22 protein-coding genes are annotated in these 24114 nt (G+C 72.0%); 13 read left to right on the top strand and 9 right to left on the bottom strand.

From position 1 onward, the window contains the following. Window positions 1-7 precede the first annotated feature (7 nt). From ACFY0K_RS27025 to ACFY0K_RS27015, 3 genes are read right to left on the bottom strand one after another with little or no spacing between them, the layout of a single operon-like run. Window positions 8-1708, bottom strand: a complete 1701-nt coding sequence (locus ACFY0K_RS27025; protein ID WP_390642005.1) for a nickel transporter — start codon at window positions 1706-1708, stop codon at window positions 8-10. Further along, window positions 1705-3279 (bottom strand): tetratricopeptide repeat protein, encoded by a 1575-nt coding sequence (locus ACFY0K_RS27020; protein ID WP_390642075.1) that lies wholly within the window; start codon window positions 3277-3279, stop codon window positions 1705-1707. The genes ACFY0K_RS27025 and ACFY0K_RS27020 overlap by 4 nt, the downstream gene beginning before the upstream one ends. 43 nt (window positions 3280-3322) lie before the next feature. Continuing rightward, window positions 3323-4849: a DUF4331 domain-containing protein gene (locus ACFY0K_RS27015; RefSeq protein ID WP_390642004.1), complete on the bottom strand. Its 1527-nt coding sequence runs from the start codon at window positions 4847-4849 to the stop codon at window positions 3323-3325. A gap of 206 nt (window positions 4850-5055) precedes the next feature. Between ACFY0K_RS27015 and ACFY0K_RS27010 the strand changes: the two genes are divergently transcribed. From ACFY0K_RS27010 to ACFY0K_RS27000, 3 genes are all read left to right on the top strand, one after another. Further along, on the top strand, window positions 5056-5598 hold the full coding sequence (locus ACFY0K_RS27010) for a sigma-70 family RNA polymerase sigma factor (protein ID WP_351958993.1): 543 nt from the start codon (window positions 5056-5058) through the stop codon (window positions 5596-5598). Beyond that, entirely contained in the window at window positions 5595-6398 is an 804-nt protein-coding gene (locus tag ACFY0K_RS27005) for an anti-sigma factor domain-containing protein (RefSeq protein ID WP_390642003.1), read from the top strand. Before ACFY0K_RS27010 ends, ACFY0K_RS27005 begins: the two co-directional genes overlap by 4 nt. A 137-nt stretch (window positions 6399-6535) precedes the next feature. Next, on the top strand, window positions 6536-6805 hold the full coding sequence (locus ACFY0K_RS27000; protein ID WP_351958991.1) for a hypothetical protein: 270 nt from the start codon (window positions 6536-6538) through the stop codon (window positions 6803-6805). A gap of 11 nt (window positions 6806-6816) precedes the next feature. Here ACFY0K_RS27000 and ACFY0K_RS26995 read toward each other — a convergent pair whose 3' ends face one another. Genes ACFY0K_RS26995 through ACFY0K_RS26985 form a run of 3 tightly spaced genes read right to left on the bottom strand, consistent with a single transcriptional unit; the run spans window position 6817 to window position 9767 of the window. Next, window positions 6817-8025, bottom strand: coding sequence for a CaiB/BaiF CoA transferase family protein (locus ACFY0K_RS26995; RefSeq protein ID WP_390642002.1), 1209 nt, complete (start codon window positions 8023-8025; stop codon window positions 6817-6819). Between the two features lie 33 nt (window positions 8026-8058). Beyond that, window positions 8059-8835, bottom strand: a complete 777-nt coding sequence (locus ACFY0K_RS26990) for an ABC transporter permease (RefSeq protein ID WP_390642001.1) — start codon at window positions 8833-8835, stop codon at window positions 8059-8061. Beyond that, window positions 8832-9767, bottom strand: a complete 936-nt coding sequence (locus ACFY0K_RS26985) for an ATP-binding cassette domain-containing protein (protein WP_390642000.1) — start codon at window positions 9765-9767, stop codon at window positions 8832-8834. Before ACFY0K_RS26985 ends, ACFY0K_RS26990 begins: the two co-directional genes overlap by 4 nt. A gap of 63 nt (window positions 9768-9830) precedes the next feature. On the opposite strand from ACFY0K_RS26985, the gene ACFY0K_RS26980 reads away from it, so the two are divergent. Then, window positions 9831-10541 (top strand): TetR/AcrR family transcriptional regulator, encoded by a 711-nt coding sequence (locus tag ACFY0K_RS26980; RefSeq protein ID WP_390641999.1) that lies wholly within the window; start codon window positions 9831-9833, stop codon window positions 10539-10541. A 73-nt stretch (window positions 10542-10614) separates the two neighbouring features. Here the strand turns inward: ACFY0K_RS26980 and ACFY0K_RS26975 are convergent, their stop codons facing one another. Genes ACFY0K_RS26975 through hmgA form a run of 3 tightly spaced genes read right to left on the bottom strand, consistent with a single transcriptional unit; the run spans window position 10615 to window position 13928 of the window. Then, on the bottom strand, window positions 10615-11769 hold the full coding sequence (locus ACFY0K_RS26975; RefSeq protein WP_390641998.1) for a type ISP restriction/modification enzyme: 1155 nt from the start codon (window positions 11767-11769) through the stop codon (window positions 10615-10617). A gap of 12 nt (window positions 11770-11781) precedes the next feature. Next, complete coding sequence (locus ACFY0K_RS26970; protein ID WP_390641997.1) at window positions 11782-12531, bottom strand: GntR family transcriptional regulator; 750 nt, start codon at window positions 12529-12531, stop codon at window positions 11782-11784. 26 nt (window positions 12532-12557) lie between these two features. Then, window positions 12558-13928 (bottom strand): homogentisate 1,2-dioxygenase, encoded by a 1371-nt coding sequence (hmgA, locus tag ACFY0K_RS26965; RefSeq protein WP_390641996.1) that lies wholly within the window; start codon window positions 13926-13928, stop codon window positions 12558-12560. Window positions 13929-14086: 158 nt separating this feature from the next. Between hmgA and ACFY0K_RS26960 the strand changes: the two genes are divergently transcribed. The 9 genes from ACFY0K_RS26960 (at window position 14087) to ACFY0K_RS26920 (ending at window position 24104) form a co-directional block, all read left to right on the top strand. Continuing rightward, complete coding sequence (locus ACFY0K_RS26960; protein WP_390641995.1) at window positions 14087-14665, top strand: hypothetical protein; 579 nt, start codon at window positions 14087-14089, stop codon at window positions 14663-14665. 64 nt (window positions 14666-14729) lie between these two features. Then, window positions 14730-15347, top strand: coding sequence for a TetR family transcriptional regulator (locus ACFY0K_RS26955; RefSeq protein WP_382728119.1), 618 nt, complete (start codon window positions 14730-14732; stop codon window positions 15345-15347). 247 nt (window positions 15348-15594) lie between these two features. After that, on the top strand, window positions 15595-17838 hold the full coding sequence (locus tag ACFY0K_RS26950) for a molybdopterin oxidoreductase family protein (RefSeq protein ID WP_390641994.1): 2244 nt from the start codon (window positions 15595-15597) through the stop codon (window positions 17836-17838). A 123-nt stretch (window positions 17839-17961) separates the two neighbouring features. Further along, the gene (locus ACFY0K_RS26945; protein WP_390641993.1) at window positions 17962-19350 is read left to right on the top strand and encodes a CitMHS family transporter; all 1389 of its coding nucleotides are present in this window, start codon (window positions 17962-17964) and stop codon (window positions 19348-19350) included. Window positions 19351-19582: 232 nt separating this feature from the next. After that, window positions 19583-20341, top strand: a complete 759-nt coding sequence (locus ACFY0K_RS26940; protein WP_390641992.1) for a hypothetical protein — start codon at window positions 19583-19585, stop codon at window positions 20339-20341. Continuing rightward, window positions 20328-20978 carry a class F sortase gene (locus ACFY0K_RS26935; protein WP_352362214.1) on the top strand — a complete coding sequence of 217 codons (651 nt, stop codon included), beginning with the start codon at window positions 20328-20330 and terminating at the stop codon, window positions 20976-20978. The genes ACFY0K_RS26940 and ACFY0K_RS26935 overlap by 14 nt, the downstream gene beginning before the upstream one ends. Before the next feature lie 87 nt (window positions 20979-21065). Continuing rightward, the gene (locus tag ACFY0K_RS26930; RefSeq protein WP_390641991.1) at window positions 21066-21518 is read left to right on the top strand and encodes a DUF3574 domain-containing protein; all 453 of its coding nucleotides are present in this window, start codon (window positions 21066-21068) and stop codon (window positions 21516-21518) included. Between the two features lie 95 nt (window positions 21519-21613). Beyond that, complete coding sequence (locus ACFY0K_RS26925; protein ID WP_390641990.1) at window positions 21614-23002, top strand: aldehyde dehydrogenase family protein; 1389 nt, start codon at window positions 21614-21616, stop codon at window positions 23000-23002. A 13-nt stretch (window positions 23003-23015) separates the two neighbouring features. Next, a complete protein-coding gene (locus tag ACFY0K_RS26920; protein WP_390641989.1) occupies window positions 23016-24104 on the top strand; it encodes a Zn-dependent alcohol dehydrogenase in 1089 nt (362 codons plus the stop codon). Window positions 24105-24114: the final 10 nt, after the last annotated feature.

Here is a 24114-nt window from a genome sequence, read left to right as displayed (position 1 = left end):
ACGTAACTCAGAGAAGTGCGGATGCGGCCCCCTTGAGCACCAGTCCGGCGCCCAGGGCCACGACCACGAGTGCCGAGACGAGCGGAATGGTCCTGCGGACCAGTGCCGTCATCGGGTGGGTGGTCCAGCGAGGGCGTTTGTCCATCACCCGAGTCATTCCCGTACCCAGCCTGACGACGGCGAACCCGGCGGCGGTCAGCGTCAGCGCGAGACCGACGCCGTAGGCGACGACCAGGAGCAGGCCGAACCAGGCCTGACCGAGGGCGGCGGCGCCGACGAGCACGACCACGGCGGAGGGGCTGGGGACGAGGCCGCCGGCGAAGCCGAGGAGGATGGTGCCGCGGAGGGTGGGGGCCGTGGGGTGGGTGTGGGTGAACCCGCCGTGACTGTGCGGCATGTCGGCGGGGCCGTGCTCGGGGGCTGCGCCCCCGGACCCCCCTTCGGCCCGAACGGCCTCGTCCTCAAACGCCGGACGGGCTGAGGAGTGTGGCCGAGCGCCGTGGTCGTGCCCATGAGGGTGGTCGTGCCCATGAGGGTGGTCGTGGCCATGAGCGTGGTCGTGGTCATGGGGGTGGTGGTGGCCGTGGTCGTGCGCCCCCACGAGGACCGGTTCCCGCTTCTCGGGCGACTCGTGCTCGTCGTCGTGGTGATGGTGATGGTGGCCGTGGGCGTGCGCCTGCTCGTGGGCCCTGTTCCGCCAGGCCCTGCGGGTCAGGTTGGCGCCCGCGGCCAGGACCATGAGGCCGCTTGCGATGCCCAGCCAGGCGATCACCGACGGGGTCGCCGCCGAGCCCGCCGTCACCAGGACGCCGAGGGCGACCACGCCCAGGGTGTGGGTGACCGTGACCGACGCGGCGAGGGGGAGGACGTCGCGGAGGCGGGCGCGGCCGCCGCGGGCCGCCGCGGTCGCCGCCATCAGGGTCTTGCCGTGGCCCGGTGCGAGGGCGTGCATCGCGCCGAGGCCGATGGAGATGAAGAGCGCGAGCACCGCGAAGCCGACGGTGAGGTGGTTGCGGGCGACCAGGTCGGTCAGGGCCTGGGTCCAGCGGTCGATGCCGCGGGGGAGGATCTCGGCGCCCGGGGTGTCCTGGCGTTCCTGGGCGAGGGCCGGGCCGCCGGGCCGCACGTGGACGGCGGCGGTGGTGGTGTCGGCGGGGGAGGAGAGCAGATCCTTGGGGTAGCTGGTGAGTTCGTGGGAGACGGACGTCTTCGGTACGTCCGTCTTCGTCAGGGTCATCCGGTCGCCGCGCGCCGTGATCTCCCGCCAGCCTGGCCCGGTGTCCGCGCCCGCGCTGTGGAAGGTGAGGCCGGCCGCGGCGCCCTGGGGGAGGGGCGCGGTGAAGCGGCACTCCACGCGGAGGGTGTTCAGGCCCGCCTGGCCGGGGCGGAGTTCGGCGTGGCTGGTCCGCACGGTCAGCGGGGTGATACGGCCGTCGACGGTGAGCCTGCTGCCGTCGGCGGCGGTCGTGCAGCGCTGCTCGGCCCACTTCGCCGTGCCGAGCCGTTTCAGTTCGGGCTTGGCCTGGGTCGCCGGGATCTCGGCGAGGTCCTCGACGTGGTCGACGCGGAGCTGCCCGGACGCGGCGACGAGACCGTCGTACTTGTTGACGGTGAAGTTGCCGAGCGGGTGCGCGCTCGCGCCCGTGCCGGACAGCAGGGTCGCGGCGCAGGCCAGGGTGAAGACGGCGGCGATCCGGCGGAGGTTCACTTCGAGTCCTCCAGCGCCTTGCGGGCGGTACGGGCGCCCAGCGGGGAGAAGCCGGGGTTGAGCTTGAGGGCCCTGGTGAGGGCGGCCCGGCCGGCCGCCTTCTCGCCGTTGGCCAGCTCGATCATGCCGAGGTGGTAGACGAAGGAGGCGTTGTGGTAACCGGTGGCCGTGGCCTGCCGGGCGTACGGCAGCGCTTCCTTCTGCTTTCCGTTGACGTAAAGGGCCCAGGCCAGCGCGTCCGCCGTGTGCACGGTGCGGCGACGGGCCCACTCGGCGCGGGCGGCCTTCAGCGCCTCGGCCTTGTTGCCGTGGTCGGCGGCGGCGAGGGCGGTGTCGAGGTCGGCGTTGACGCCGTTGGCGCGGGCGAGGGCGATCCAGGCCTCGACGAGCGCGTACTGGTCCGCGGCCTTCGCCTTGTCGCCCTTGGCGTTGCGGTCCTCGTACAGCTCGCCGAGTTCGACGAGCTGCTGGGGGAGCGGATAGCGGGAGACGACCAGCTCCATGCCCTTGATCGCGTCGGCCCGGTCGCCGAGCGCCGCCTGGGCCCGCGCCCGGCCCTCCAGCGCCGGGATGTAGGTGTCGTCGGCCGTCAGGGCGCGGGCGTAGTAGGTCTCCGCGGTCTTGTAGTCGCCCTGGTTCCAGGCGAGCAGACCGAGCTGGGCGGCCACGTAGGAGATGTCGCCCTTCGACGTGGCCGTGGACAGGGCCTGCTCCAGCACCCGCTGGGCGCCCCTGACGTCGCCGCGCAGTTCGCGTACGTACGCGTAACGGGTGAACACCGGTACACCCGGCTTGCGTTGGTCGGCGAGGTCGGCGGCCTTGCTCGCCTCGTCGTAGCGGCCGAGTTCGACCAGGGCGTCGATGCGGGAGGCCAGGGCGTTCGCGCTGTACGGGTTCTGCTTCAGGGCCTGGTCCGCGTAGCCGAGCGCCGGCGCGAACTCGTGCCGGGCGGCGGCGAGCGCGGCCTCGGCGGCCAGCGCCTCGTCGTTGTCCGGGGTGATCTGCAATGCGCGCTTGAGGGACTTCTCGGCCTGCGGGTAGCGGGACGGGTCGCCCTTGGTGCGGGCCTGCTCGACGTAGGCGAGGCCGAGGGTGGCCCAGCTGTCGGAGTCCTTGGGCTGGGTGCGGAGATGGGCTTGGAGGGAGGCGATGGTCGTGTCGAGGTCCCCGCTCGCGAGCAGCGCCGGGTCCACCGCGCTCGACGTGGCCACCGGCGCCGTCCCGCCGTCCTTGGCGGCCCCGAACGCGATCGCCCCGCCGGTCAGCGCGATGGCCATCAGCACCGCCGAGCCGGCCAGTTGAGCCCGCCGCCAGTTCCGCCCCGCGGCGGCGAACCGGCGCAGGGCGCTGACGCGTTCGTCGTCCTTCGTCTCGGCGGGCTGCTTCTCGTTCGTACCCGGGGCCATGCCCTCTCCTAGTAGCTGTTCGCACGGGGCGGCGCGGCCCGCGCCGTGGGGGATTGAGTGGGTGCGGGCCGCGCCAGTCTTGAAGCGCCCCGAAGGGGCGCTGGGGGTACCCCCGGCCGAAGGCTGGGGGAGGAACTGCGCGACCAGCCACCGGCCGGCCCGCAGTCGCCCACTGCCTAAAGCACTACGGCGTTGAACGCGACAGCGCTCAGTACGGCCGCCGCATCCGCCGCCGCCACCAGCCGAACCCGGTGCCGATCAGCAGCACGCCCGCCGCACCCGCGGCCGCCGACCCCGCGATCAGCGTCATGTTGTTGTCACCGGAACCGGTCAGCGCGTCGCCCAGCGCACTCTTCGTGCTGCTGCCGGCCGCCGCCTTGGCGATCTTGCCGCGCGAGCCCGCCGTCGGCTCGGCCACGTACGGGAAGTACTTCTCGAAGCTCTTGTCGTTCTTGTCGACCGCGTCGCCCAGGTCGTTCTTCGAACCGACCAGCTCGCCCTCCATGACCTGGAGCGCCTCGTCGATCACGTCGTCGGTGAGCCGCCGCCCGTTCGGGAAGCCCTGGTTGTCACCGTCCAGCACACCGAGCCGCTTGGGCTTGGCCGTCGGCTTGATCGACGTGTTCAGGCGGAGCATCTCCGACGGCGTCGCCTGCGGCTGCAGTGTGTTGAGGCCCTTGACGCCCGTGAGGAACACGCTGACGAGGTCGTTGCGGGGCTCGGACGGCGCCTTGATGTTGTAGATCGCCTGGATCAGCTTCGGCAGTTCCGGGTTGGTGACGTTCTTCAGGAACTGCGCGTCGTCCTTGGGCTCGGACGCGTTGAACTTGTCCTTGTCCTTCTGCGGGTTGACGACCTCGTTGACCAGCGGGTTGCCGAGGCGCGAGACCTGCGAGTAGTAGCCCTGCGCGTTCCTGCGCTGGGTCGTCGCGTAGATGCCGACGGTCGGGCGCGACGCCGACTGGCGGATCAGGGAGTTCGGCACCTGCAGGGCGATCGTGTTGACGTTGTAGCCCTTGAGGGTGTCGTTGCCGACCTCGCTCAGGTTGCCGCCGTACAGCAGGTCGAAGACGCGCAGGTCGGCGAAGAACGGGTCGTCGGCCTGGCCGGCGAAGGTCGCGCCGTCGCCCACCGTCTTGTAGATGGCCTGGGAGCGCAGCTCCGCGTAGTCCGGCATCGACGCCTTGCCGACGTCCGACGGAGCGGCCGGGACATTGCTGGCGAGCCTTGTCGTGTGCTGCTGCCTGCCGTTCCTCAACTTGATCAGGTCGAGGTTGTACGACTGCGTGACGTTCAGATCGGGGTCGTTCAGGCTGTCGACCACGCCTGTGTTGTAGAGGAACGTCTGCTTGTTCTTGATCTTGGTCTTGAAGGTGTAGCGGAAGATCAGGTCGTCCTTCGCGTCACCGTTGTTGTCGACGTGGATGTCGTACTGGGCGTCGTCGGCGAACTGGTAGAAGTTCGGGCCGCCGGCCGGCTCCTCGAAGGGGATGTAGTCCGACACGATCGTGGTGGTGTCCGGCTTGTCCGGGCTGACGAACGCGTACAGGTCGGTGTTGTCGTACTGGGGGGTGCCCGAGATGAGCGGGGCCTCCCGGTGGGAGGAGGCGGAGGCCGCCCCCGGTTCCAGCGCGGCGACGCTGGCGGCTGTGATCCCGCCGGTTGCCAGTGCCCCACAGATGAGCGTGACAAGGCCCTTGCGCCCCGCGCCGCTCCTGGAGTTTAGAGGTGTCATGCCGTCCGTCCCTCGGTCCCAACTTGCTTGACGGACGGGTATACGGAGCCGGAGGGCCGTTCGGATTGGTCGGAAGAAAAAAATCTTTTCTTCCTGCTCGACCCGCGTTTTTGCCTCCCGCATACGTACTTCTGCCGGAGGTGCGTCAGTTGCGAATGCCTGGTGTGGGAGGACGGGCCGGGTGCGGCCACAGAAGGGGGGACGGGGTGGAGGCGGACGAACTGCTGGTGCTCGTCGCCGGTGGCGACCAGAAGGCGTTCGAGGACCTCTACGGACTGGTGTCCGGGCCGGTGTTCGGTCTCGTGCGCCGTGTGGTCCGCGACCCCGCCCAGTCCGAGGAGGTGGCCCAGGAGGTGCTCCTCGAACTCTGGCGCTCCGCCGCGAAGTTCGACCCCGGCCGGGGCAGCGCCCTGTCCTGGGTCCTCACCCTCGCCCACCGCCGCGCCGTAGACCGGGTGCGCAGCGCCCGCGCGGCCGGCGAACGCGAACAGCGCGAGGCGCTGCGGGCCGGCGAACCAGCCTTCGACCAGGTCGCGGAGACGGTGGAGGCCGGCCTGGAACGCGAGTGGGTACGCCGCTGCCTGGACCGGCTCACCGCCCTGCAGCGCCAGTCCGTCACCCTCGCCTACTACGACGGCTACACGTACCGTGAGGTGGCCGAGCGGCTCAAGCTGCCGCTGGGCACGGTCAAGACACGGATGCGCGACGGACTCACCCGGCTGCGCGACTGCCTGGGAGGTGTGGCGTGAGCCTGGTCGGCCGCCTGCTGCACCGCGAGGACCTGCACTCGCTGGCCGCGCCCTACGCCCTGGACGCCCTGGAGCCCGGCGAGCGGCGCCGCTTCGAGAAGCACCTGAAGGACTGCGACCGGTGCGCCGAGGAGGTCCGGGAGCTGACCGAGGACGCGGTACGGCTCGCCTTCTCGGCCGCGGCCCCGCCGCCGCTCGCGATGCGCGACCGGGTGCTGGCCGCCGTCCGCGCCACCCCGCAGGAGCCGGCTCCCGGCCAGGAGCGCGTGCCCAATCTGCCGCCGCACGTCTGGGGTGCACAGCCCCCGCCGCCGCGCCGCCGTCCGCGCCCCCTGTTCGTGCCGTTCGCCACCGCCACCGCGGCCGCCGCCCTGGTCGTCGCCTTGCTGTTCGCGGTGCAGGCCGACCGGACGCAGAACCGGCTCGACGCCGAGCGGGCCCAGTCACGTGAGATCGCCCACGTTCTGGCCGCGACCGACGCCCGCGCGACCAGCTACAAGGACGCCCAGGGCCGAAGTATCGGAGCGGTGGCCTCCGTATCGGAGGGGCAGGCCGTCGTCACGCTCCGCGGATACGGCACTCCGTCCAACGGCCGTGTACACCAGCTCTGGCTCATGCGCCCCCGTGTGCAACCGCGCTCCCTCGGGCTCTTCGAGGCCGACACGCCCCTGGTCGCCACCGGTCTGAGCAGATCGGCGACGTCACTCGCGGTGACCGTCGAGCCCGCCGGTGGGTCAGTGCAGCCCACCAGCCAGCCAGTTGTCCAACTCGCCCTGAAATCGGTTGGATTCGGAGAGTAGTCAAAGAGAAGTTCAAGAGGGGTCGTCAACACCCTTGCGGGGAAGGTGAATCCTGTGACCGCGATACACGAGTGCCCCATCGGGGCGATAGGGTTACCCTGCCCGGGCCGGGTGGACTCGTACGGGTGGGGAGTGACATGGATCAGATAACACGCAGCAGGGCGAGGGTTCCTGCGATCACCTGCGGGACTGGTGCGACCAGTTCGCGCCTCGACCGCCATCTGTCGGTGCTGGCGGGTCCCGCCATACCGCAGCAGCAGGCGGTCGAGGCGACGTCGCTGATGCGTGAGCTGACCGCGCGTGAACCCGCACGGCGCAGCGACCGGGGTGCGCGGGTCAGCCGTGTCTCCCTCTTCGCGCCACTGCGCCGGCTGCGCCGTTCGCTGTTCGGCGGCAACAAGCACTGACCGCCTGACCGTCAGGCCCGCGCCCAGGCCGCCACACCGTCCCGGCGCAGCGCTGCGATCTCCGCGTCCGTCATCCCCACGGCACGCAGCAGCGCCTCGGTGTGCTGGCCGAGCGCGGGCACATCCCCCATCCGCGCCTCGTCCCCGCCCGGCAGCGTGATGGGCGGCAGCAGCGCGCGCAGCGGCCCGACCGGCGACCCCACTTCCCGCCACCGGTCCCGGGCCGCCAGCTGCGGATGCCCGGCCAGCTCGTGCAGATCCCGCAGCCGCGCGCACGCGATGCCCGCGGCGTCCAACTGCGCCAGCGCCTCGTCGGCGTCGAGTGCCTTCAGGGCCGCCCCGACCAGGTCGTCGGTCCGCTCCCGGTTCGCCACCCGCGCGGCGTTCGTCGCGAACGCCGGATCTGCTCCCAACTCCGGCCGCCCGATCACCTGTTCGGCAAGCCGCCGCCACTCCCGGTCGTTCTGCACCGACAGCAGCACCCGCCCGCCGTCCGCGGTCGGGTAGGCGTCGTAGGGCGCGATGACCGCATGCGCCAGACCGGTGCGCTCGGGTGGCGTCCCGCCGTGCATGGTGTGGTGCAGCGGATGCCCCAGCCACTCGGCCAGCGCCTCCAGCATCGACACCTCCACCGGCCCGCCCCGCCCGGTGGTCCCGCGCCGCACCAGCGCCGCGAGGACGCCGGAGAAGGCGTACATGGCCGCCGCGATGTCCGCCGCCGGGATCCCCGCCTTCACGGGCTGCTCCGGCGTCCCGGTGACCGACACCAGCCCCGCCTCGCACTGCACGAGCATGTCGTACGCGCGCTTGTCGGCGTACGGCCCCCACGCCCCGTACCCGGAGATGTCCACGGCGACCAGCCGGGGATGCGCGGCGCACAGCGTGGCCGCGTCGAGCCCGAGCCGGGACGCGGCACCGTGGGCCAGGTTCTGCACGAAGACGTCCGCGTCCGCGACGAGTCGCCTGACGACGTCCAGGCCGCGCGGGTCCTTCAGATCCAGCGCGATGGACTCCTTGCCCCGGTTGCACCACACGAAGTGCGAGGCGAGGCCGCCCGCGGCGGTGTCGTAGCCGCGGGCGAAGTCGCCACCGTCGGTGCGTTCGACCTTGATGACGCGCGCGCCGAGGTCCGCGAGCTGGCGGGTTGCGAAGGGGGCGGCGACGGCCTGTTCGACGGCGACGACGGTGATGCCTTCGAGGGGCAGCGGGAGACGGTCCATGCGCTGGATCATGTCCGGTGACCGGCGGGTTTGTCAGCAGCGCCGGTACCGGCGGACGGCGAGCGGCAGGAAGACGCCGACGAGGACCAGGCTCCAGGCGAGCGACCCCGCGACGGGGTGCGCCACCGGCCAGGCCGCGCCGTCGGGTACCGGAGCGTTGCCGAACAGGTCGCGCAGGGCGGTCGTCACCGCGCTGATCGGGTTCCACTCGGCGAGCGTGCGCAGCCAGCCCGGGAGGTTGCCGGTCGGGATGTAGGCGTTGGACAGCAGCGGCAGGACGAACGTGGACGCGCCGAGCTGACCGGCCGCCTCCTCGCTGCGGGTGAGCAGGCCGAGGTAGATGCCTACGGCCGTGCAGGCGAACCGGAACAGGAGCAGGAGGCCCACCGCGCCGGCCGCCGCGGCCGGCGATCCCTCCACGCGCCAGCCCACGGCGAGCCCCACCAGGAGCAGTGGCACGGTACCCGCCGTGGTGACGACCAGGTCGGCCGCAGCCTGTCCCAGCGGTACGGCGGCCCGGCTCACCGGCATGGCCCTGAAGCGGTCCGCCACCCCTCGGTGGGTGTCCTGGGCGGCCTGGAACATGCCGGTCATGACACCCCCTGCCGCGGTCGCGACCAGCAGCCCCGGGACCAGGAAGGAGCGGTATTCGGCGCCCGGCATCGCCAGTGCGCTGCCGAAGACGTAGCCGAAGAACAGCAGCATGTTGACCGGCATCAGCTGGGTGAGGATCGCGAGACCGGGGCTGTTGCGGACGCGGCGCAGCTGCCGGCCCGTCATCGCGGCACCGTCGTACACGAGCGCACTCATGCGGGACTTCCCGTCAGTCGGAGGAAAACGTCGTCGAGGGTCGGTGGTCTGAGGCTCGCGTCGAGCAACGGGACACCCGCCGCGTCGAGTTCGCGCACCAGGCGGGGGAGGGTGAGGGTCGGGTCCGTGGTGACGGCGCCGACGGTGTGCCGGTCGTGGTCGAACTGCGGCTCCCTGCCGGTGAGCCGGTCGAGAACCGCGGCCGCCTTCGGCAGCGCGTCCCGGTCGGCCACCACTGCCTGCGCGTACCAGCCGATGAGCGCCTTCAGCTCGGCGGGGGATCCGGTCCGGGCCACCCGGCCCCGGTCGATCAGCGCGATGTCGTCGGCGAGTTGGTCGGCCTCCTCCAGGTACTGCGTGGTGAGCAGGACCGTCGTGCCCTCCGCCGTCAGCTCGCGCACCGCTTCCCAGATGCTGCTCCGGCCGGCCGGGTCGAGGCCGGTGGTGGGTTCGTCGAGGAAGAGCACGGCCGGCCTGCGGACCAGGCTCGCGGCGAGGTCGAGGCGGCGGCGCATACCGCCGGAATAGGTGGCCGCCTTCCGGTCGGCGGCCTCGGTGAGGCCGAAGCGGGCAAGAAGCTCGGCCGCCCGGTCGTCCGGCCTGCGCACCCGGAGCAGCCGGGCGAACAGACGCAGGTTCTCGCGGCCGGTGAGATCGCCGTCGACCGAGGCGAACTGGCCGGTGACGCCGATGCTGCGGCGCACGGCCGCCGGGTCCCGGACCACGTCGTGCCCCGCGATGCGGGCGGAGCCCGCGTCGGGCCGGAGGAGGGTGGCCAGCAGCCGCACGACCGTCGTCTTGCCCGCCCCGTTCGGCCCGAGCAGTCCGCAGACCGTGCCCTCTCGCACGGCCAGATCCAGACCGTGCAGCGCGGACACCGCGCCGAAGCGCTTCTCCAGACCTTCACTAAGTACAGCGTACGTAGTAGTCATGGGGCGACCGTAGCGCACTACGTACGGTGTACGTAACTAGCATGGTGGGCGAGGTGATGATCGATGACAGTCCGAGGGGCCGAACCCGAGGTGATCTGGGCCCGCCCGGAGCGCGCCGGGCGAGGGCCGAAGCCGGCGTTCACCCGCGCCGACATCGCCGCCGTCGCGGTGCGCATCGCCGACGCGGAGGGGCTGGACGCCGTGTCGATGCGGCATGTGGCGGCCGGGGTGGGGTGCGGGACCATGTCCCTGTACAACTACGTCCCCCGCAAGGAGGACCTGTACGAGCTGATGGTTGACGCGATCAGCTCGGAACACGAGTTGTGGGAGCCGACGGGGGACTGGCGTGCCGACATGATGCGGGTCGCCGAACAGACGCGGGAGCTGATGCACCGGCACCCGTGGCTGCCTCGCCTGATGTCACCGGTCTACGGGTTCAGCCCCCACGCCCTGCGGTATCTGGAGCACTGTCTGGCCTGCCTGGATCCGCTGGACGTGTCGTACGGCACCAAGTTCGAGCTGATCGCCATGGTGAACGGTGTGGTCACGACCTATGTGCGGAACGAGATCGACACGGCCGAACGGGTGCGGAACCTGCCGTGGTCCGAGGAGCGGGAGAACGCGGTGCGCATCGCCTATCTAGGCGGGCAGATCGCCTCGGGGGCGTATCCCCGGATGGCGGCGGCGTTCGCGGAGGATGCGGGGCCGATCGATCTGGAGGGGGTTTTCCGGCGGTCGGTGGAGAGGGTGCTGGACGGGTTCGCGTTGTCGTAGGGTGCGAGGCGGTGGGGGCTTGTCGCGCAGTTCCTCCCCCAGCCTTCGGCCGGGGGTACCCCCAGCGCCCCTGTCAGAGCAGCGTCAGTTGACCAGCTGGGCCTTCTTCGGTGTGTTCCAGGACGGATGCCGGTTTGCGGGACGCCTTCGGGGGCGGGAGTACGCCCGCTGTCGTCAGGTCGGCCGCTGTGATCGGTGACTTGATCTCCAGTTCGGCCTGCTGTGCGCGTACGTCCGCCAACAAGGTCAGGACCGTGACCAGTTCCAGGAGTTCCGATGTCCATGACTGAGGCCAGGCCGGCGGAGTGATCGCCGCCAGGGTGCCCGGTTCCGCCGTCTGACTCGTCCGTGCCGCGAACCACGCCTCCAGGACCCGCGCCTCGCCCGTCCTGAAGTCCCACGCCTCCGGGGGCACGGGGGAGACGCGGCCCTCGTCGAGGTGGAGGGTCTCCTCCTCCGTGTCGTAGTGGATCGTGCGGGGGCGGGCGGGCAGCGGGGCCCGGACGTACGGGCGGCGGCCGCCCGGGAGTCTGGGGCGGTCGCCGTCGCGGCGCAGCAGCCACAGTGCCCGGTGGCCGAGGTCCACGCCCTGCGCCCAGAGGACGGGGTCGTCGGTGAGGGGGACGGTGCGGTCCGGGCGGATGGCGGTCAGGGCCCAGGCGAGGACGTCCTGCGGGGTGACTCCGCGGCCCAGCCGGTCGGCCAGGTACGCCGTCAGTCCCGGCGCCAGGTTCGGCTCCGCGCCGCCCGGCCGGCGGTACAGCGGGCGGATGCGGCCCGCGCGCAGGGCGGGGAGGTGGGAGGTCGCCAGCAGGGGCATGCCCTCCGGTGACTCGACGGCGAAGACCTGCCGGTCGTCCGCCACCCGCCACAACTCCGGGCGGGCCGCGTCGATCAGGCGGTGGTCCGGGATCAGCCACTGTTCGTCGAACGGGGCGGCCAGGACGCGGACCGGGGCCGGGCAGGGGCCCGACGTGTCGGCGAGCGGTCCGGTGCCGCTGGGCCGGCCGGGGAGCTGGGCGACCGCGGAGTGGACCGTGCGGGCGCGCGTCGGCTCGAAGAGGGTCTCCCGGTCGGGGCCCTCCGCTTTGAGCAGGGCGTCCCAACGGGCCTTCAGGGTCGCCGGGTCGGGGGCCGTCGGCCACTCCCGGCCGAGCCGTAGTGGTGCGACGGACCACGGCATGAGGTCCGCCAGCAGCGGAGCGTCGTCGTGCGTCACGCCCGGCATCGTACGACGACTTCAGGTGGCGTCGAGCGTGACCGTGAAGGAGAAACGGTCGCCGCGGTAGTGGATGACCGCCAGGTCCAGGACCCGGCCGGCGGTGTCGTAGGTGACGCCCGTGTAGTGCAGGATCGGGCTGAGCAGCGGGACCCGGAGCAGCCGGGCGGTCTCGGGGTCGGCCAGCCGGGCCGCCACCGTGTCCGTGATGCGGCTGATGTCGGCGCCGACGACGTCCCGGAGCACCTTGGTCATCGGCTGCCGGACCAGGTCCTCCGGGTCGATGCGCTCGGCCAGTTCGGGCCGTACGTGATTGCGGGCGTGGTTGGTGGGCTCGCCGGTCTGCTCGTCGCTGCGGAGCCGGTGATAGGCCGCCACCTCGGTGAGGTCCGGGAAGTACTCGGTGAGTTCGCCGGTGACGGGCACCGTGCCGTGGTCCAGCAGCTCCGCCGTCATCCCCGACTGCTGGGCCACGATCGCGTCCACCGAACCGAGCAGCCGTACCGGTGTGCCGCGCCGGGCATCCGGCTCGATGAAGGTGCCCCGGCGCCGGTGCCGGCTGATCAGGCCCTCGTCCTCCAGCTCCTTCAGCGCCTGCCGCATGGTCAGCACGCTCACGCCGTAGTGCTCCGCCAGCTGCTCCTCGGTGGGCAGCCGGAGCGGGTCCCGGGGCGAGCGGCCGAGTATCGAGGCGCGCAGCGACTGCGACACCTGGTACCAGAGCGGCAGCTTGCGGTTGAGGACGATCGAGTCCGGGGCGAAGGAGGTCACGGGCCATCCGTACCGGTGGGGGATCTTCAGTGCAAGGGGCGGAAGTGCCGTTCCAGGCCCTGCCACACGTCGTCGTAGCGCTGCTGGAGGTGTTCGGCGGTCGCCGCATGCGGGGTGAGCGTCACCGGCCAGCGGGTCTCGAACATGAACGCCAGGCCGTCGTCCACCTTCTGGGGCTTCAGCTCGGCCGCGCTCGCCCGGTCGAACGTCTCCCGGTCCGGGCCGTGCGCCGACATCATGTTGTGCAGCGACCCGCCGCCCGGCACGAAGCCCCCCTTCCCGGCCGTCTTCGCGTCGTAGGCGCCCTCGATCAGCCCCATGTACTCGCTCATCACGTTCCGGTGGAAGTACGGCGGCCGGAAGGTGTTCTCGCCCACCAGCCAGCGCGGCGCGAAGACCACGAAGTCGACACCCGCAAGGCCCGGGGTGTCGGACGGCGACGTCAGCACCGTGAAGATCGACGGGTCGGGGTGGTCGTAGGAGATGCTGCCGATCACATTGAAACGGCGCAGATCGTAGGCGTACGGCACATGTGTGCCGTGCCAGGCGACCACGTCCAGTGGGGAGTGGTCGTATGTGGCGGTCCACAGGTTGCCGCAGAACTTGTTGACCACCTCCACCGGGCCCTCGACGTCCTCGTAGGCGGCGACGGGGGCCAGGAAATCCCGGGCGTTGGCGAGGCCGTTCGCGCCGATCGGGCCGAGGTCGGGGAGACGGAACGGCGAGCCGTAGTTCTCGCACACATAACCCCGGGCCGTGGCATCCAGCAGCTCCACACGGAAGCGGACCCCGCGGGGGATCAGCGCCACATGTCCCGGCTCCACATGCAGCAAGCCGAACTCCGTGTGCAGCAGCAGTCCACCGCGCTCCGGGACGATCAGCAGCTCGCCGTCCGCGTCGGAGAAGACCCGCTCCATGGAGGCGTCGGCGTGGTAGAGGTGCACGGCCATGCCGGTCCGCTGGGTCGCGTCGCCGTTGCCGCCCAGCGTCCACAGGCCGTCGAGGAAGTCCGTGCCGGGCGCGGGCTGCGGGAGGGGGTCCCAGCGCAGCCGGTTCGGGTCCGGGGCGATGTCCGTGAAGGGGGCGGTGCGCAGCCCGCCGTTGCCGCTGGCCCGGGTGAACGCAGGGTGGGCGGCCGAGGGGCGGATCCGGTACAGCCAGGAGCGGCGGTTGTGGGCCCGCGGCTCGGTGAAGGCCGTACCGCTGAGCTGCTCCGCGTACAGGCCGAGAGGCGCGCGCTGCGGGGAGTTGCGGCCCTCGGGCAGGGCACCCGGCACCGCCTCCGAGGAGTGCTCGTTGCCGAACCCGGAGAGGTACGCCAGCCCCTCGGCGGTCTTCCGCGCTTCCCCGCGCTCCCGCTCGAACGCGCTCGCGCGGGAGGTGCCCCCATCGCCCATGATCGCTCCCTGAACCTGCGTGCCATCGATTCCTATGCATCACCGTAGGATTGCGTGGGGGCGCGTGCAAGAGGGCCGGGATCATCCCGGCGGTGTATGGCGAGAAACCCGACTTCAGGGGGATCCGGTCCGCGGCGCGCTGTTCTACGCTCCCGGGCATGTCGTGGACGCGTGGACTGCCGGGTGCGCTCGCGGTCTGCGTGCTGCTGCTGGTCGCCGCTGCGGGGTGCGGGACCGGGAACGCCCACGCGCGGCGCGGGGCGGAGTCGCCCGCCCCGGTGGGCAAGATCCTCGACGACACGGACGAGAGCGGGCGCCACTACCGCGAGCTGGACAAGAAGCAGGCGCCCGAGGTGGGCACGGTGGTCACCCCGGACGCGTCCGGCGGCTGGGACGTACGGCTCGACCTGCACCGCTTCCGGTTCTCCCGGGCGGGCACCGCGGCGAAGGCGGTCGTCGGCCGCGGACTCGCCTACCTCTTCGTGGACGGCGGTCTGGTGACCCGGCTGCGCACCCCCGCCTACCACCTGCCCGCCGGCCTCGTCCCGCACGGCACCCACCACATCACCGCCCGGCTCTACGCGGACGACGGCACGGTCTGGGCCGTGCACGGCAAACCGGTGGAGAGCACCGCGGACGTCACGGCGTCGGGCGCGGAGACGGCGTCGCCCTCGGGGGCCGTGTCCGCCACCCCCTCCGTCACCGGCACCGGCACGAGCAGTGCGGACGCCGGATGAGTGCATGGGCCATCCGTCCGCGTACTGGGGGGCGAGGTTCACCTGATCCCGGCGGAAAGGCATCATGAAGCCCGTGCCCCCAGCGACACCGCTTCGCAAAGCGCCCGTACAGCGCCGCAGCGCCGAACGGCTGACCCGGATCCTCGACGCCTGTGCCGACCTCCTCGACGAGGTCGGTTACGACGAACTGAGCACCCGGGCCGTCGCGGTGCGCGCCGGAGTGCCCATCGGCTCGGTCTACCGCTTCTTCGGCAACAAGCGGCAGATGGCCGACGCCCTCGCCCAGCGCAACCTGGAGCGCTACTCCGAGCGCGTCACCGAGCGGCTGAAGGACGCCCCGAAGGGGGACTGGCGGACGGCGATGGACGCGGTGCTCGACGAGTACCTGGCCATGAAGCGCACCGCCCCCGGCTTCTCCCTCGTCGACTTCGGCAACCAGATCCCGGTCGGCGCCCGCGACGCGGAGCCGAACCACCGGGTGGCCGACCGGCTGACCGAACTGCTGGCGGCGTACATCGGCCGCGCCCCGGACGAGCCGTTGCGCCGCACCTTCCTGGTCGCGGTCGAGACGGCCGACGCCCTGGTCCACCTGTCCTTCCGGATGACCCCGGAGGGCGACGAGTCGATCATCACGGAGACGCGGGAGCTGCTGCGGGCGTACCTGGCGCGGGTTCTGGACTGACGTTCTCTGGGCTGACGTTCTCTGGACTGACGTTCCCTGGACTGACGGTCTGTTCAAAGGCCCGGATCGGAGCGCCCCGTAAGGGGCGCTGGGGGTGCCCCCGGCCGAAGGCTGGGGGAGGAACTGCGGGATCAGCCCCCACGCACCCGCACTCGAAGGGCTGCAGCACTCCCCTCCCCACATACCGCCCGGTATGCTCACCCGAGTCCGGCCACCCCTCCATCGCCGTACCCTCTCGGAGGCCCCCATGCCCCGCACCGCCCTCCGCATCTGCCCCCTGTGCGAGGCCACCTGCGGCCTGACCCTCACCATCGAGGGCACCCGCGTCACCGGCGCCCGCGGTGACCGCGACGACGTCTTCAGCAACGGGTTCATCTGCCCGAAGGGCGCCTCCTTCGGCGCCGTGGACGCCGACCCCGACCGGCTGCGCACCCCCCTCGTCCGCAGGGACGGCGAACTGCGCGAGGCCACCTGGGCGGAGGCCTTCGACGCGGTCGCCGCCGGGGTGCGGGGCGTCGTCGAGCGGTACGGCCCCGACTCCGTCGGAATCGTCCTTGGCAACCCCAACGTCCACACCGTGGCCGGCGGCCTCTACCCGCAGGTCCTCGTGGGCGCCCTCGGCACCCGCAGCGTCTTCACCGCGTCCACGGTCGACCAGATGCCCAAGCACGTCTCCAGCGGACTGCTCTTCGGCGACGCCAACGCCATACCGGTGCCCGACCTCGACCACACCGACCACCTCCTCCTCATCGGCGCCAACCCCCTTGAGTCCAACGGGAGTCTGTGCACCGCCCCCGACTTCCCCGGCAAACTCAAGGCGCTCAGGGCCCGCGGCGGCACCCTCACCGTCATCGACCCGCGCCGCACCCGCACCGCCAAACTCGCCGACCGGCACATCGCCATCCGGCCCGGCGCCGACGCCCTGTTGCTTGCCGCGATGGCCCAGGTCCTCTTCGAGGAGGACCTGGTGGACCTCGGCCGGCTCGCCCCGCACGTCGACGGACTCGACGAACTCCGCGCCACGATCGGCGACTTCACCCCGGACGCGGTCGCCCACGCCACCGACGTCGACGCCGGCACGATCCGCGCCCTCGCCCGCGAACTCGCCGCCGCCCCCACCGCCGCCGTATACGGCCGGATCGGCAGCTGCACCGTCCCGCACGGCACCCTCGCCAGCTGGCTCGTCGACGTCCTCAACACCCTCACCGGCAACCTCGACCGGCCCGGTGGCGCGCTCTTCCCGCAGGCCGCCACCGACCGGACCCCGCGGCCCGCCGGGCCCGGCCGCGGCTTCGCGCTCGGCCGCTGGCACTCCCGGGTCAGCCAACACCCGGAGGCCAAGGGCGAATTGCCGCTCTCTGCGCTCGCCGAGGAGATCGACACCGCGACGGCGGAGGGCGAGCCGATCCGGGCGCTGATCGCCATCGCCACCAACCCGGTGCTCTCCGCCCCGGACGGCGACCGCCTCGACAAGGCCCTGGACTCCCTCGACTTCATGGTCAGCGTCGACCCCTACCTCAACGAGACCGCCCGCCACGCGGACGTCGTCCTGCCCCCGCCGCCGCCCTCGCAGAGCCCGCACCACGACTTCGCCTTCAACACCCTCGCCGTCCGCAACCAGGTCCGCTACTCCCGCCCCGCCGTCCCGCTGGAGCCCGGCCTGATGGCCGAGACCGAGATCCACGCCCGGCTGATCCTCGCGGCCGGCGGCATGCACGGCGCCGAACCCTCCGCCGTGGACGACCTGGTCATCGGCCAGACCCTCGGGAAGGCGGTCAGGGAGCCCCACTCGCCCGTGCACGGCCGGGACCCGCAGGAACTCGCCGCGCTGCTCACCGGGGACACCGGCCCCGAACGCCGGCTCGACCTGATGCTGCGCCTCGGCCCCTACGGCGACGGCTTCGGCGCCCGCCCCGACGGCCTCACCCTGGAGCAGTTGCTCGCCCACCCGCACGGCATCGACCTCGGCCCCCTCCAGCCCCGCCTCCCGCAGCCGCTGAAGACCCGGAGCGGCAGGGTCGAACTGCTGCCCCGGCCCATCGCCGACGACCTGCCCCGGCTGCGCGCGGCCCTCGACACCAGCCCCGCGGCGCTCGTCCTCGTCGGCCGCCGGCACCTGCGCTCCAACAACAGCTGGATGCACAACGTGCCCGCCCTCACCGGCGGCACCAACCGCTGCACCCTGCACATCCACCCCGAGGACGCCGCACGGCTCGGCGTGCGCGACGGCGCCGACGTCCGCGTCAAGGGCGCCGGCGGCGAGGTGGTCACCCCCGCCGAGGTCACCGACGGCGTCCGCCCCGGAGTCGTCAGCCTCCCGCACGGCTGGGGCCACGACCGCCCCGGCACCCGCCTCAGCCACGCCGCCACCGCCCCCGGCGTCAACGTCAACCAGCTCCTCGACGGCAGCCTGCTCGACCCGCTGTCCGGCAACGCAGTCCTCAACGGCATCCCCATCGAGGTGACCGCCGAAGTGACCGCAACCCCGTGACCTGGACTTTCGCGCTTATTGCTCGCGCGTCAACGTCTTGTTAACGACGTTTGACGCGACCTAACGTCGTCCGCACCGCCGGCCCTGGTGGGAGTTCAAGGGCGAACGTTAGGTAATCCACTCATGCTCACCATCCTCGGCTTCGCCATGATCGCGACCTTCCTGGTCCTGATCATGCTGAAGAAGATGTCGCCGATCGCGGCGCTCGTGCTGATTCCCGCGCTGTTCTGCGTGGCCGTCGGCAAGGGCGCCCACCTCGGCGACTACGTCATCGACGGCGTCACCAGCCTCGCGCCCACCGCGGCGATGCTCATGTTCGCCATCGTCTACTTCGGCGTGATGATCGACGTCGGCCTCTTCGACCCGGTCGTCCGGGGAATCCTGAGGTTCTGCAAGGCCGACCCGCTGCGGATCGTCGTCGGCACGGCCGTGCTCGCCGCCATCGTCTCGCTCGACGGCGACGGCTCCACCACCTTCATGATCACCGTCTCGGCGATGTACCCGCTGTACAAGCGCCTGAGGATGAGCATGGTCGTGATGACCGGGGTCGCCGCGATGGCCAACGGCGTGATGAACACCCTGCCCTGGGGCGGCCCCACCGCCCGCGCCGCCACCGCGCTCAAGCTGGACGCGAGCGACGTCTTCGTGCCGATGATCCCCGCGCTGGCCACGGGCCTGCTGTTCGTCTTCGCCCTCGCCTACGTCCTCGGCCGCCGCGAGCGCAAACGGCTCGGCGTGCTGACGCTGGACGAGGTACTGGTGGAGGAGCCGGAGACGGTTCTCGTGGGGGCGGGCAAGGCTCCTTCCGGAAGTGGGGGTCAGGGCTCGGGCACGGGCGCTGACCTCCCCGACGGGCCCGAGGACCACGGCTTCCAGGGCCTCGACCCGCACCGCGAGACCCTGCGGCCCAGGCTGTACTGGTTCAACGCGCTGCTCACGGTCGCCCTGCTCACCGCCATGATCATGGAGTGGCTGCCGATCCCGGTGCTGTTCCTGCTCGGCGCGGCCCTGGCCCTGACCGTCAACTACCCCCAGATGACCGCCCAGAAGGCCCGGATCGCCGCGCACGCCGAGAACGTCCTCAACGTCTCCGGCATGGTCTTCGCCGCCGCCGTCTTCACCGGCGTCCTCCAGGGCACCGGCATGGTCGACCACATGGCCGACTGGCTCGTCGGCAACATCCCCGACGGCATGGGCCCGCACATGGCCCTCGTCACCGGCGTGCTGAGCATCCCGCTCACGTACTTCATGTCGAACGACGGCTTCTACTTCGGCATCCTCCCGGTGCTCGCCGAGGCCGGCCAGGCGCACGGCGTCTCCGCGGTGGAGATCGCCCGCGCCTCGATCGTCGGCCAGCCGCTGCACATGTCCAGCCCGCTGGTGCCCGCCGTCTACGTCCTGGTCGGCATGGCCAAGGTCGAGTTCGGCGACCACACGCGGTTCGTCGTGAAGTGGGCCGCGCTGACGTCGGTGGTGGTGCTGGGGGCGGGGATCCTGTTCGGGACCATGTGACATAGCACTCGCGGTGCCATGTCACACAGCATCGGCGTGCTACTCAGTGTGCGGGAGGGGGTGAGGGGGCCGGTCGGGTGCCGTCGGGGCGGCGAAAGGGGCAGGCGTTGCGCCGCACGAGCGATATCTGACGGCGCGTCGGACGTGGATGCCGCGGGTCGTGGAGTGCATGAGTGACAGTCCAGATGAAAGGCCGATTTGTATGAAAATCATCTAACTCGGAGGAGCTTGCATGCCAACGCTCACACTTCCACGCACCGTCGGCTCCCGCGCGGGCGCCACCGTCCTCCTCTCCGCCCTCGCCGCGGCGGGTGCGTCGTGGGTGGCGGCGCCGAACGCGGTGGCCCAAGGGGAGAACGGCGACATCAGGCTCCACCGTGTGGGCGTGCCCTTCGGGGTCTCGAAGGACGACCCGGTGGTCTGCAAGTTCTACCTCGACGCCGTCAACTTCGACATCCTCGCCCAGATCGGCTACACCATCACGCCGCAGCCGCCCCTGCCCACCGCCGCCACCGTCGCCGGCTCCATCCAGCTCGCCGGGGGTGCCGGTCACACCGACCCACTGGGGCTGGCGGACGGGCAGTACAGGCTCGCGTGGATCGTGGACGGCGCCCGGAAGGAGAAGGTCTTCCGGGTCAACTGCCACGACGGCAGGCAGGACGGTCCGCAGGACCAGAACGGCCAGAACGGCCCGAACGGTCCCAACGGTCCCAACGACCAGGGCGGCGGCCCGAACGGCCCCAACGACCAGGGCGGGCAGGACGGTCCGAACGGGCAGATCCAGGACAACCAGCGAAACGACTCGTCCTGGGGGCAGGGCGGCGGCGACCACAACGGCCCGCAGGGCGGTGTGCACGCGGGCGGCGGCGGCATCGCCGACACGGCGGCCGCGTTCTCGCCCGTGGCCGCGGCCACGGCCGTCACCCTGGTCGCCGCCAGCGGTGTGGTGTACGTCCGGCTGATCCGCCGCCGGCCCCATGGCGCCGCGTAGGCGCAGACGCAGGCCCTGGTACCGGACCCGCGCCTACCGGCTCGCCAGGACGGCCCTGCTGGCCGTCCTCCTGGTGACAGTGGTCCGGTGGTGGGGGCACGACGGGTCGGCCGCACCGGACGGGTCGGACGCCCTCGCGGCGGCCGGCCCGGGTGCGGCCGGGCCCCCGCCCCGCCCGCTGCCCCGGTCCCGGCCGACGTCGATGCGCATCCCGTTCCTGGGTGTCGACGCGCCGGTCATCGGGGTCCGCCTCGACCGGGGCCGGCAGCTGGAGACACCGCCGGTCGACGACCCGAAGCTGATCGGCTGGTTCCAGGGCGGCGCCACACCGGGCGAGTCCGGCCTCGCGATCGCCGTCGGCCACCGCGACACCAGGACCGGACCGGCCGTCTTCGCGGCACTCGCGCAGGTCAAGCCCGGCAAGCGGATCGAGGCCGGGCGCGCGGACGGCCGTACCGCCGTGTACACCGTGGACCGGGTGAAGGTCTACGACAAGGCCGGCTTCCCCGACAAGGAGGTGTACGGCCCGACCCGGCGCCCCGAACTCCGCGTGATCACCTGCGGTGGCCTCTTCAGCCGGCGGACCGGCTACACCAGCAACGTGGTGGTCTTCGCCCACCTGACCGCGACGAAGTGACCGGCGGGGCGCCGTGGTTCGACCTGGACGAGTGAACTCCGGCCGGAAGCGCGGACCTGGGAGGGGCGATCCCTCTAGGAAGGGGGCATGGGCACTCAATACCTCCGCAACCGGTCGGCCCTCGCAGTGGCCGGGATCCTGCTCGCCGGCACTCCGGCCGCGTACACGGCACTGGCCGCCGACCACCCCTCCGCCGTACCGGCGCGTGGCAAGCCGTACATCGAGACCCGGCTGCTCTTCGGCACCGCCCGCCCGGACGGCGGACCCGCCGTCACCGACCGGCAGTTCACGGCCTTCGTCGACAGGGAGGTGACCCCGGACTTCCCCGACGGGCTCACCGTGCAGGGCGGGCGCGGGCAGTGGCGGGACGCGCACGGGGCGATCGAGAGGGAGCGGTCGTACGTGCTGGTCCTGCTGTACCCGGAGGCGGCGGTGAAGAACAGCGACCGGAAGATCGAGGAGATCCGGCGGGCCTACGAGAAGGCCTTCGCGCAGGAGAGCGTGGGCAGAGTGGACGAACACGCCCAGGTCGACTTCTGATGGTGCCGAAGCGGTCACCGGGCACGTCTGGCGCGCTAAAACTATCGCCGCTAGTTTGTGACTCGGACGACGCAGCCCCGCCGGGAGGAAGCAGCATGAAGGCACACGACGGCCTGTACATCGACGGCGCCTGGCGCGCCGCCGAGAGCCGGGACGTGATCGAGGTCGTGAACCCGGTCGACGAGCAGGTCGTCGGCCGGGTCCCGGCGGGCGGCGCGCTGGACGTCGACACCGCCGTACGCGCCGCCCGTGCCGCCCTGCCGGTCTGGGCCGCGACCCCGCCCGCCGAGCGGGCCGCCCGGCTCGGCGCGCTGCGCGACGCACTCGCGGCCCGCAAGGACGAGATCGCCGAGACGGTCACCGCCGAACTGGGCGCACCGCTGCAGTTCTCCCAGGCGGTGCACGCGGGCGTGCCGATCGCGGTCGCCGGCTCGTACGCCGAACTGGCGGCCACCCATCCCTTCGAGGAGAAGGTCGGCAACTCCACCGTCTACCAGGAGCCGGTGGGCGTGGTCGGCGCGATCACGCCCTGGAACTACCCGCTGCACCAGATCGTCGCCAAGGTCGCCCCGGCGCTCGCGGCGGGCTGCTCGGTCGTGCTGAAGCCCGCCGAGAACACCCCGCTCACCGCCCAGCTGTTCGCGGAGGCGGTGCACGAGGCGGGCTTCCCGGCAGGCGTGTTCAACCTGGTCACCGGCCTCGGCCCGGTCGCCGGGCAGGCCCTCGCCGAGCACCCGGACGTGGACCTGGTCTCCTTCACCGGCTCCACGGCGGTCGGCAGGCAGATCGGCGCGACCGCCGGGGCGGCTGTCAAGAAGGTCGCCCTCGAACTGGGCGGCAAGTCCGCGAACGTCATCCTCCCGAGCGCCGACCTCGCCAGGGCCGTCAACGTCGGCGTGGCCAACGTGATGTCCAACTCCGGGCAGACGTGCAGCGCCTGGACCCGGATGCTGGTGCACACCGACCGGTACGAGGAGGCGGTGGAGCTGGCGGCCGCGGCGGCCGCCAAGTACGGCGACCGGATCGGACCGGTCGTCAGCGCCAGGCAGCAGGCCCGGGTGCGGGGTTACATCGAGAAGGGCGTCGCGGAGGGCGCCCGGCTGGTCGCCGGCGGCCCCGAATCCCCGCGCGAGCAGGGCTGCTTCGTCAGCCCGACCGTCTTCGCCGACGTCACCCCCGAGATGACGATCGCGCAGGAGGAGATCTTCGGCCCGGTCCTGTCGATCCTGCGCTACACCGACGAGGACGACGCCCTGCGCATCGCCAACGGCACGGTCTACGGGCTCGCCGGCGCCGTCTGGGCCGGGGACGAGGCGGAGGCGGTGGCCTTCGCCCGGCGCATGGACACCGGTCAGGTCGACATCAACGGCGGGCGCTTCAACCCCCTCGCCCCGTTCGGCGGTTACAAGCAGTCGGGCGTCGGCCGGGAGCTGGGCGCGCACGGTCTCGCCGAGTACCTCCAGACCAAGTCCCTGCAGTTCTGAGGAGGCCGCTGCGATGACATTCACGGTCCGAGCCGCCGTACTGCCCGCCGTGGGCGCCCCGCTGTCGGTCACCGCGATCGAACTCCCGGACCCCGGCCCCGGCCAGGTCCGGGTCCGGCTCGCCGCCGCCGGTGTCTGCCACTCCGACCTCTCCCTCTCCGACGGCACCATGCGGGTGCCGGTCCCGGCGGTCCTCGGCCACGAGGGCGCGGGCACGGTGGTGGCCGTCGGCGAGGACGTCACCCGCCTCGCACCCGGCGACCCGGTGGTCCTCAACTGGGCGCCCTCCTGCGGCAGCTGCCACGCCTGCGCGCTGGGCGAGGTCTGGCTCTGCGCCAACGCGCTGAACGGCTCCGCCGACGTCTACGCCCGTACGGCGGACGGCACCGAACTGCACCCCGGCCTGAACGTGGCGGCCTTCGCCGAGGAGACCGTGGTCGCCGAGTCCTGCGTCCTCCCGCTCCCCGCCGGCATCCCGCTCACCGACGCGGCCCTCCTCGGCTGCGCGGTCCTCACCGGTTACGGCGCCGTCCACCACTCGGCACGCGTCCGCGAGGGCGAGACGGTGGCGGTGTTCGGCGTCGGCGGGGTGGGCCTGGCCACCGTCCAGGCGGCCCGGATCGCGGGCGCCTCCCGGATCATCGCGGTGGACGTCTCGCAGGAGAAGGAGGAACTGGCGCGGGCCGCGGGCGCCACCGACTACGTCGTCGTCTCCGACACCACGCCCCGCGCGATCCGCGCCCTCACCGGCAAGCAGGGCGTCGACGTCGCCGTGGAGTGCGTCGGCCGCGCCGTCAGCATCCGCGCGGCCTGGGAGTCCACCCGCAGGGGCGGCCGTACGACGGTGGTCGGCATCGGCGCCAGGACCGAACAGGTCACCTTCAACGCGCTGGAGCTCTTCCACTGGGGCCGCACCCTCTCCGGCTGCGTCTACGGTAACTCGGACCCGGCCCGTGACCTGCCGCTGCTCGCCGAACACGTCCGGGAGGGCCGCCTGGACCTGTCCGCGCTGGTGACGGAGCGGATCGCGCTGGAGGACATCCCGGTCGCCTTCGAGAACATGCTGGCGGGCAAGGGAGGCCGGGCGCTGGTGGTGTTCTGAGCGGCCGCGC

It is taken from the genome of Streptomyces sp. NPDC001507, from assembly GCF_042894765.1.
In the GTDB taxonomy this organism is placed as follows: Bacteria; Actinomycetota; Actinomycetes; order Streptomycetales; family Streptomycetaceae; genus Streptomyces.
The sequence above is the reverse complement of the archived record's forward strand: the minus strand, read 5'-3'. Positions and strand labels throughout refer to the sequence as shown.

What these genes read in the sequence shown, in the direction of transcription:
- ACFY0K_RS26935 (WP_352362214.1), top strand. Translation starts at nt 20,328, where the DNA reads ATGGCGCCGCGTAGGCGCAGACGCAGGCCCTGGTACCGGACCCGCGCC.
- ACFY0K_RS26960 (WP_390641995.1), top strand. Translation starts at nt 14,087, where the DNA reads ATGTCGTGGACGCGTGGACTGCCGGGTGCGCTCGCGGTCTGCGTGCTG.
- hmgA (WP_390641996.1), bottom strand. Translation starts at nt 13,928, where the DNA reads ATGGGCGATGGGGGCACCTCCCGCGCGAGCGCGTTCGAGCGGGAGCGC.
- ACFY0K_RS26945 (WP_390641993.1), top strand. Translation starts at nt 17,962, where the DNA reads ATGCTCACCATCCTCGGCTTCGCCATGATCGCGACCTTCCTGGTCCTG.
- ACFY0K_RS26955 (WP_382728119.1), top strand. Translation starts at nt 14,730, where the DNA reads ATGAAGCCCGTGCCCCCAGCGACACCGCTTCGCAAAGCGCCCGTACAG.
- ACFY0K_RS26925 (WP_390641990.1), top strand. Translation starts at nt 21,614, where the DNA reads ATGAAGGCACACGACGGCCTGTACATCGACGGCGCCTGGCGCGCCGCC.
- ACFY0K_RS27015 (WP_390642004.1), bottom strand. Translation starts at nt 4,849, where the DNA reads ATGACACCTCTAAACTCCAGGAGCGGCGCGGGGCGCAAGGGCCTTGTC.
- ACFY0K_RS26930 (WP_390641991.1), top strand. Translation starts at nt 21,066, where the DNA reads ATGGGCACTCAATACCTCCGCAACCGGTCGGCCCTCGCAGTGGCCGGG.
- ACFY0K_RS26985 (WP_390642000.1), bottom strand. Translation starts at nt 9,767, where the DNA reads ATGACTACTACGTACGCTGTACTTAGTGAAGGTCTGGAGAAGCGCTTC.
- ACFY0K_RS27000 (WP_351958991.1), top strand. Translation starts at nt 6,536, where the DNA reads ATGGATCAGATAACACGCAGCAGGGCGAGGGTTCCTGCGATCACCTGC.
- ACFY0K_RS26980 (WP_390641999.1), top strand. Translation starts at nt 9,831, where the DNA reads ATGACAGTCCGAGGGGCCGAACCCGAGGTGATCTGGGCCCGCCCGGAG.
- ACFY0K_RS26975 (WP_390641998.1), bottom strand. Translation starts at nt 11,769, where the DNA reads ATGCCGGGCGTGACGCACGACGACGCTCCGCTGCTGGCGGACCTCATG.
- ACFY0K_RS26995 (WP_390642002.1), bottom strand. Translation starts at nt 8,025, where the DNA reads ATGGACCGTCTCCCGCTGCCCCTCGAAGGCATCACCGTCGTCGCCGTC.
- ACFY0K_RS26990 (WP_390642001.1), bottom strand. Translation starts at nt 8,835, where the DNA reads ATGAGTGCGCTCGTGTACGACGGTGCCGCGATGACGGGCCGGCAGCTG.
- ACFY0K_RS26950 (WP_390641994.1), top strand. Translation starts at nt 15,595, where the DNA reads ATGCCCCGCACCGCCCTCCGCATCTGCCCCCTGTGCGAGGCCACCTGC.
- ACFY0K_RS26920 (WP_390641989.1), top strand. Translation starts at nt 23,016, where the DNA reads ATGACATTCACGGTCCGAGCCGCCGTACTGCCCGCCGTGGGCGCCCCG.
- ACFY0K_RS26940 (WP_390641992.1), top strand. Translation starts at nt 19,583, where the DNA reads ATGCCAACGCTCACACTTCCACGCACCGTCGGCTCCCGCGCGGGCGCC.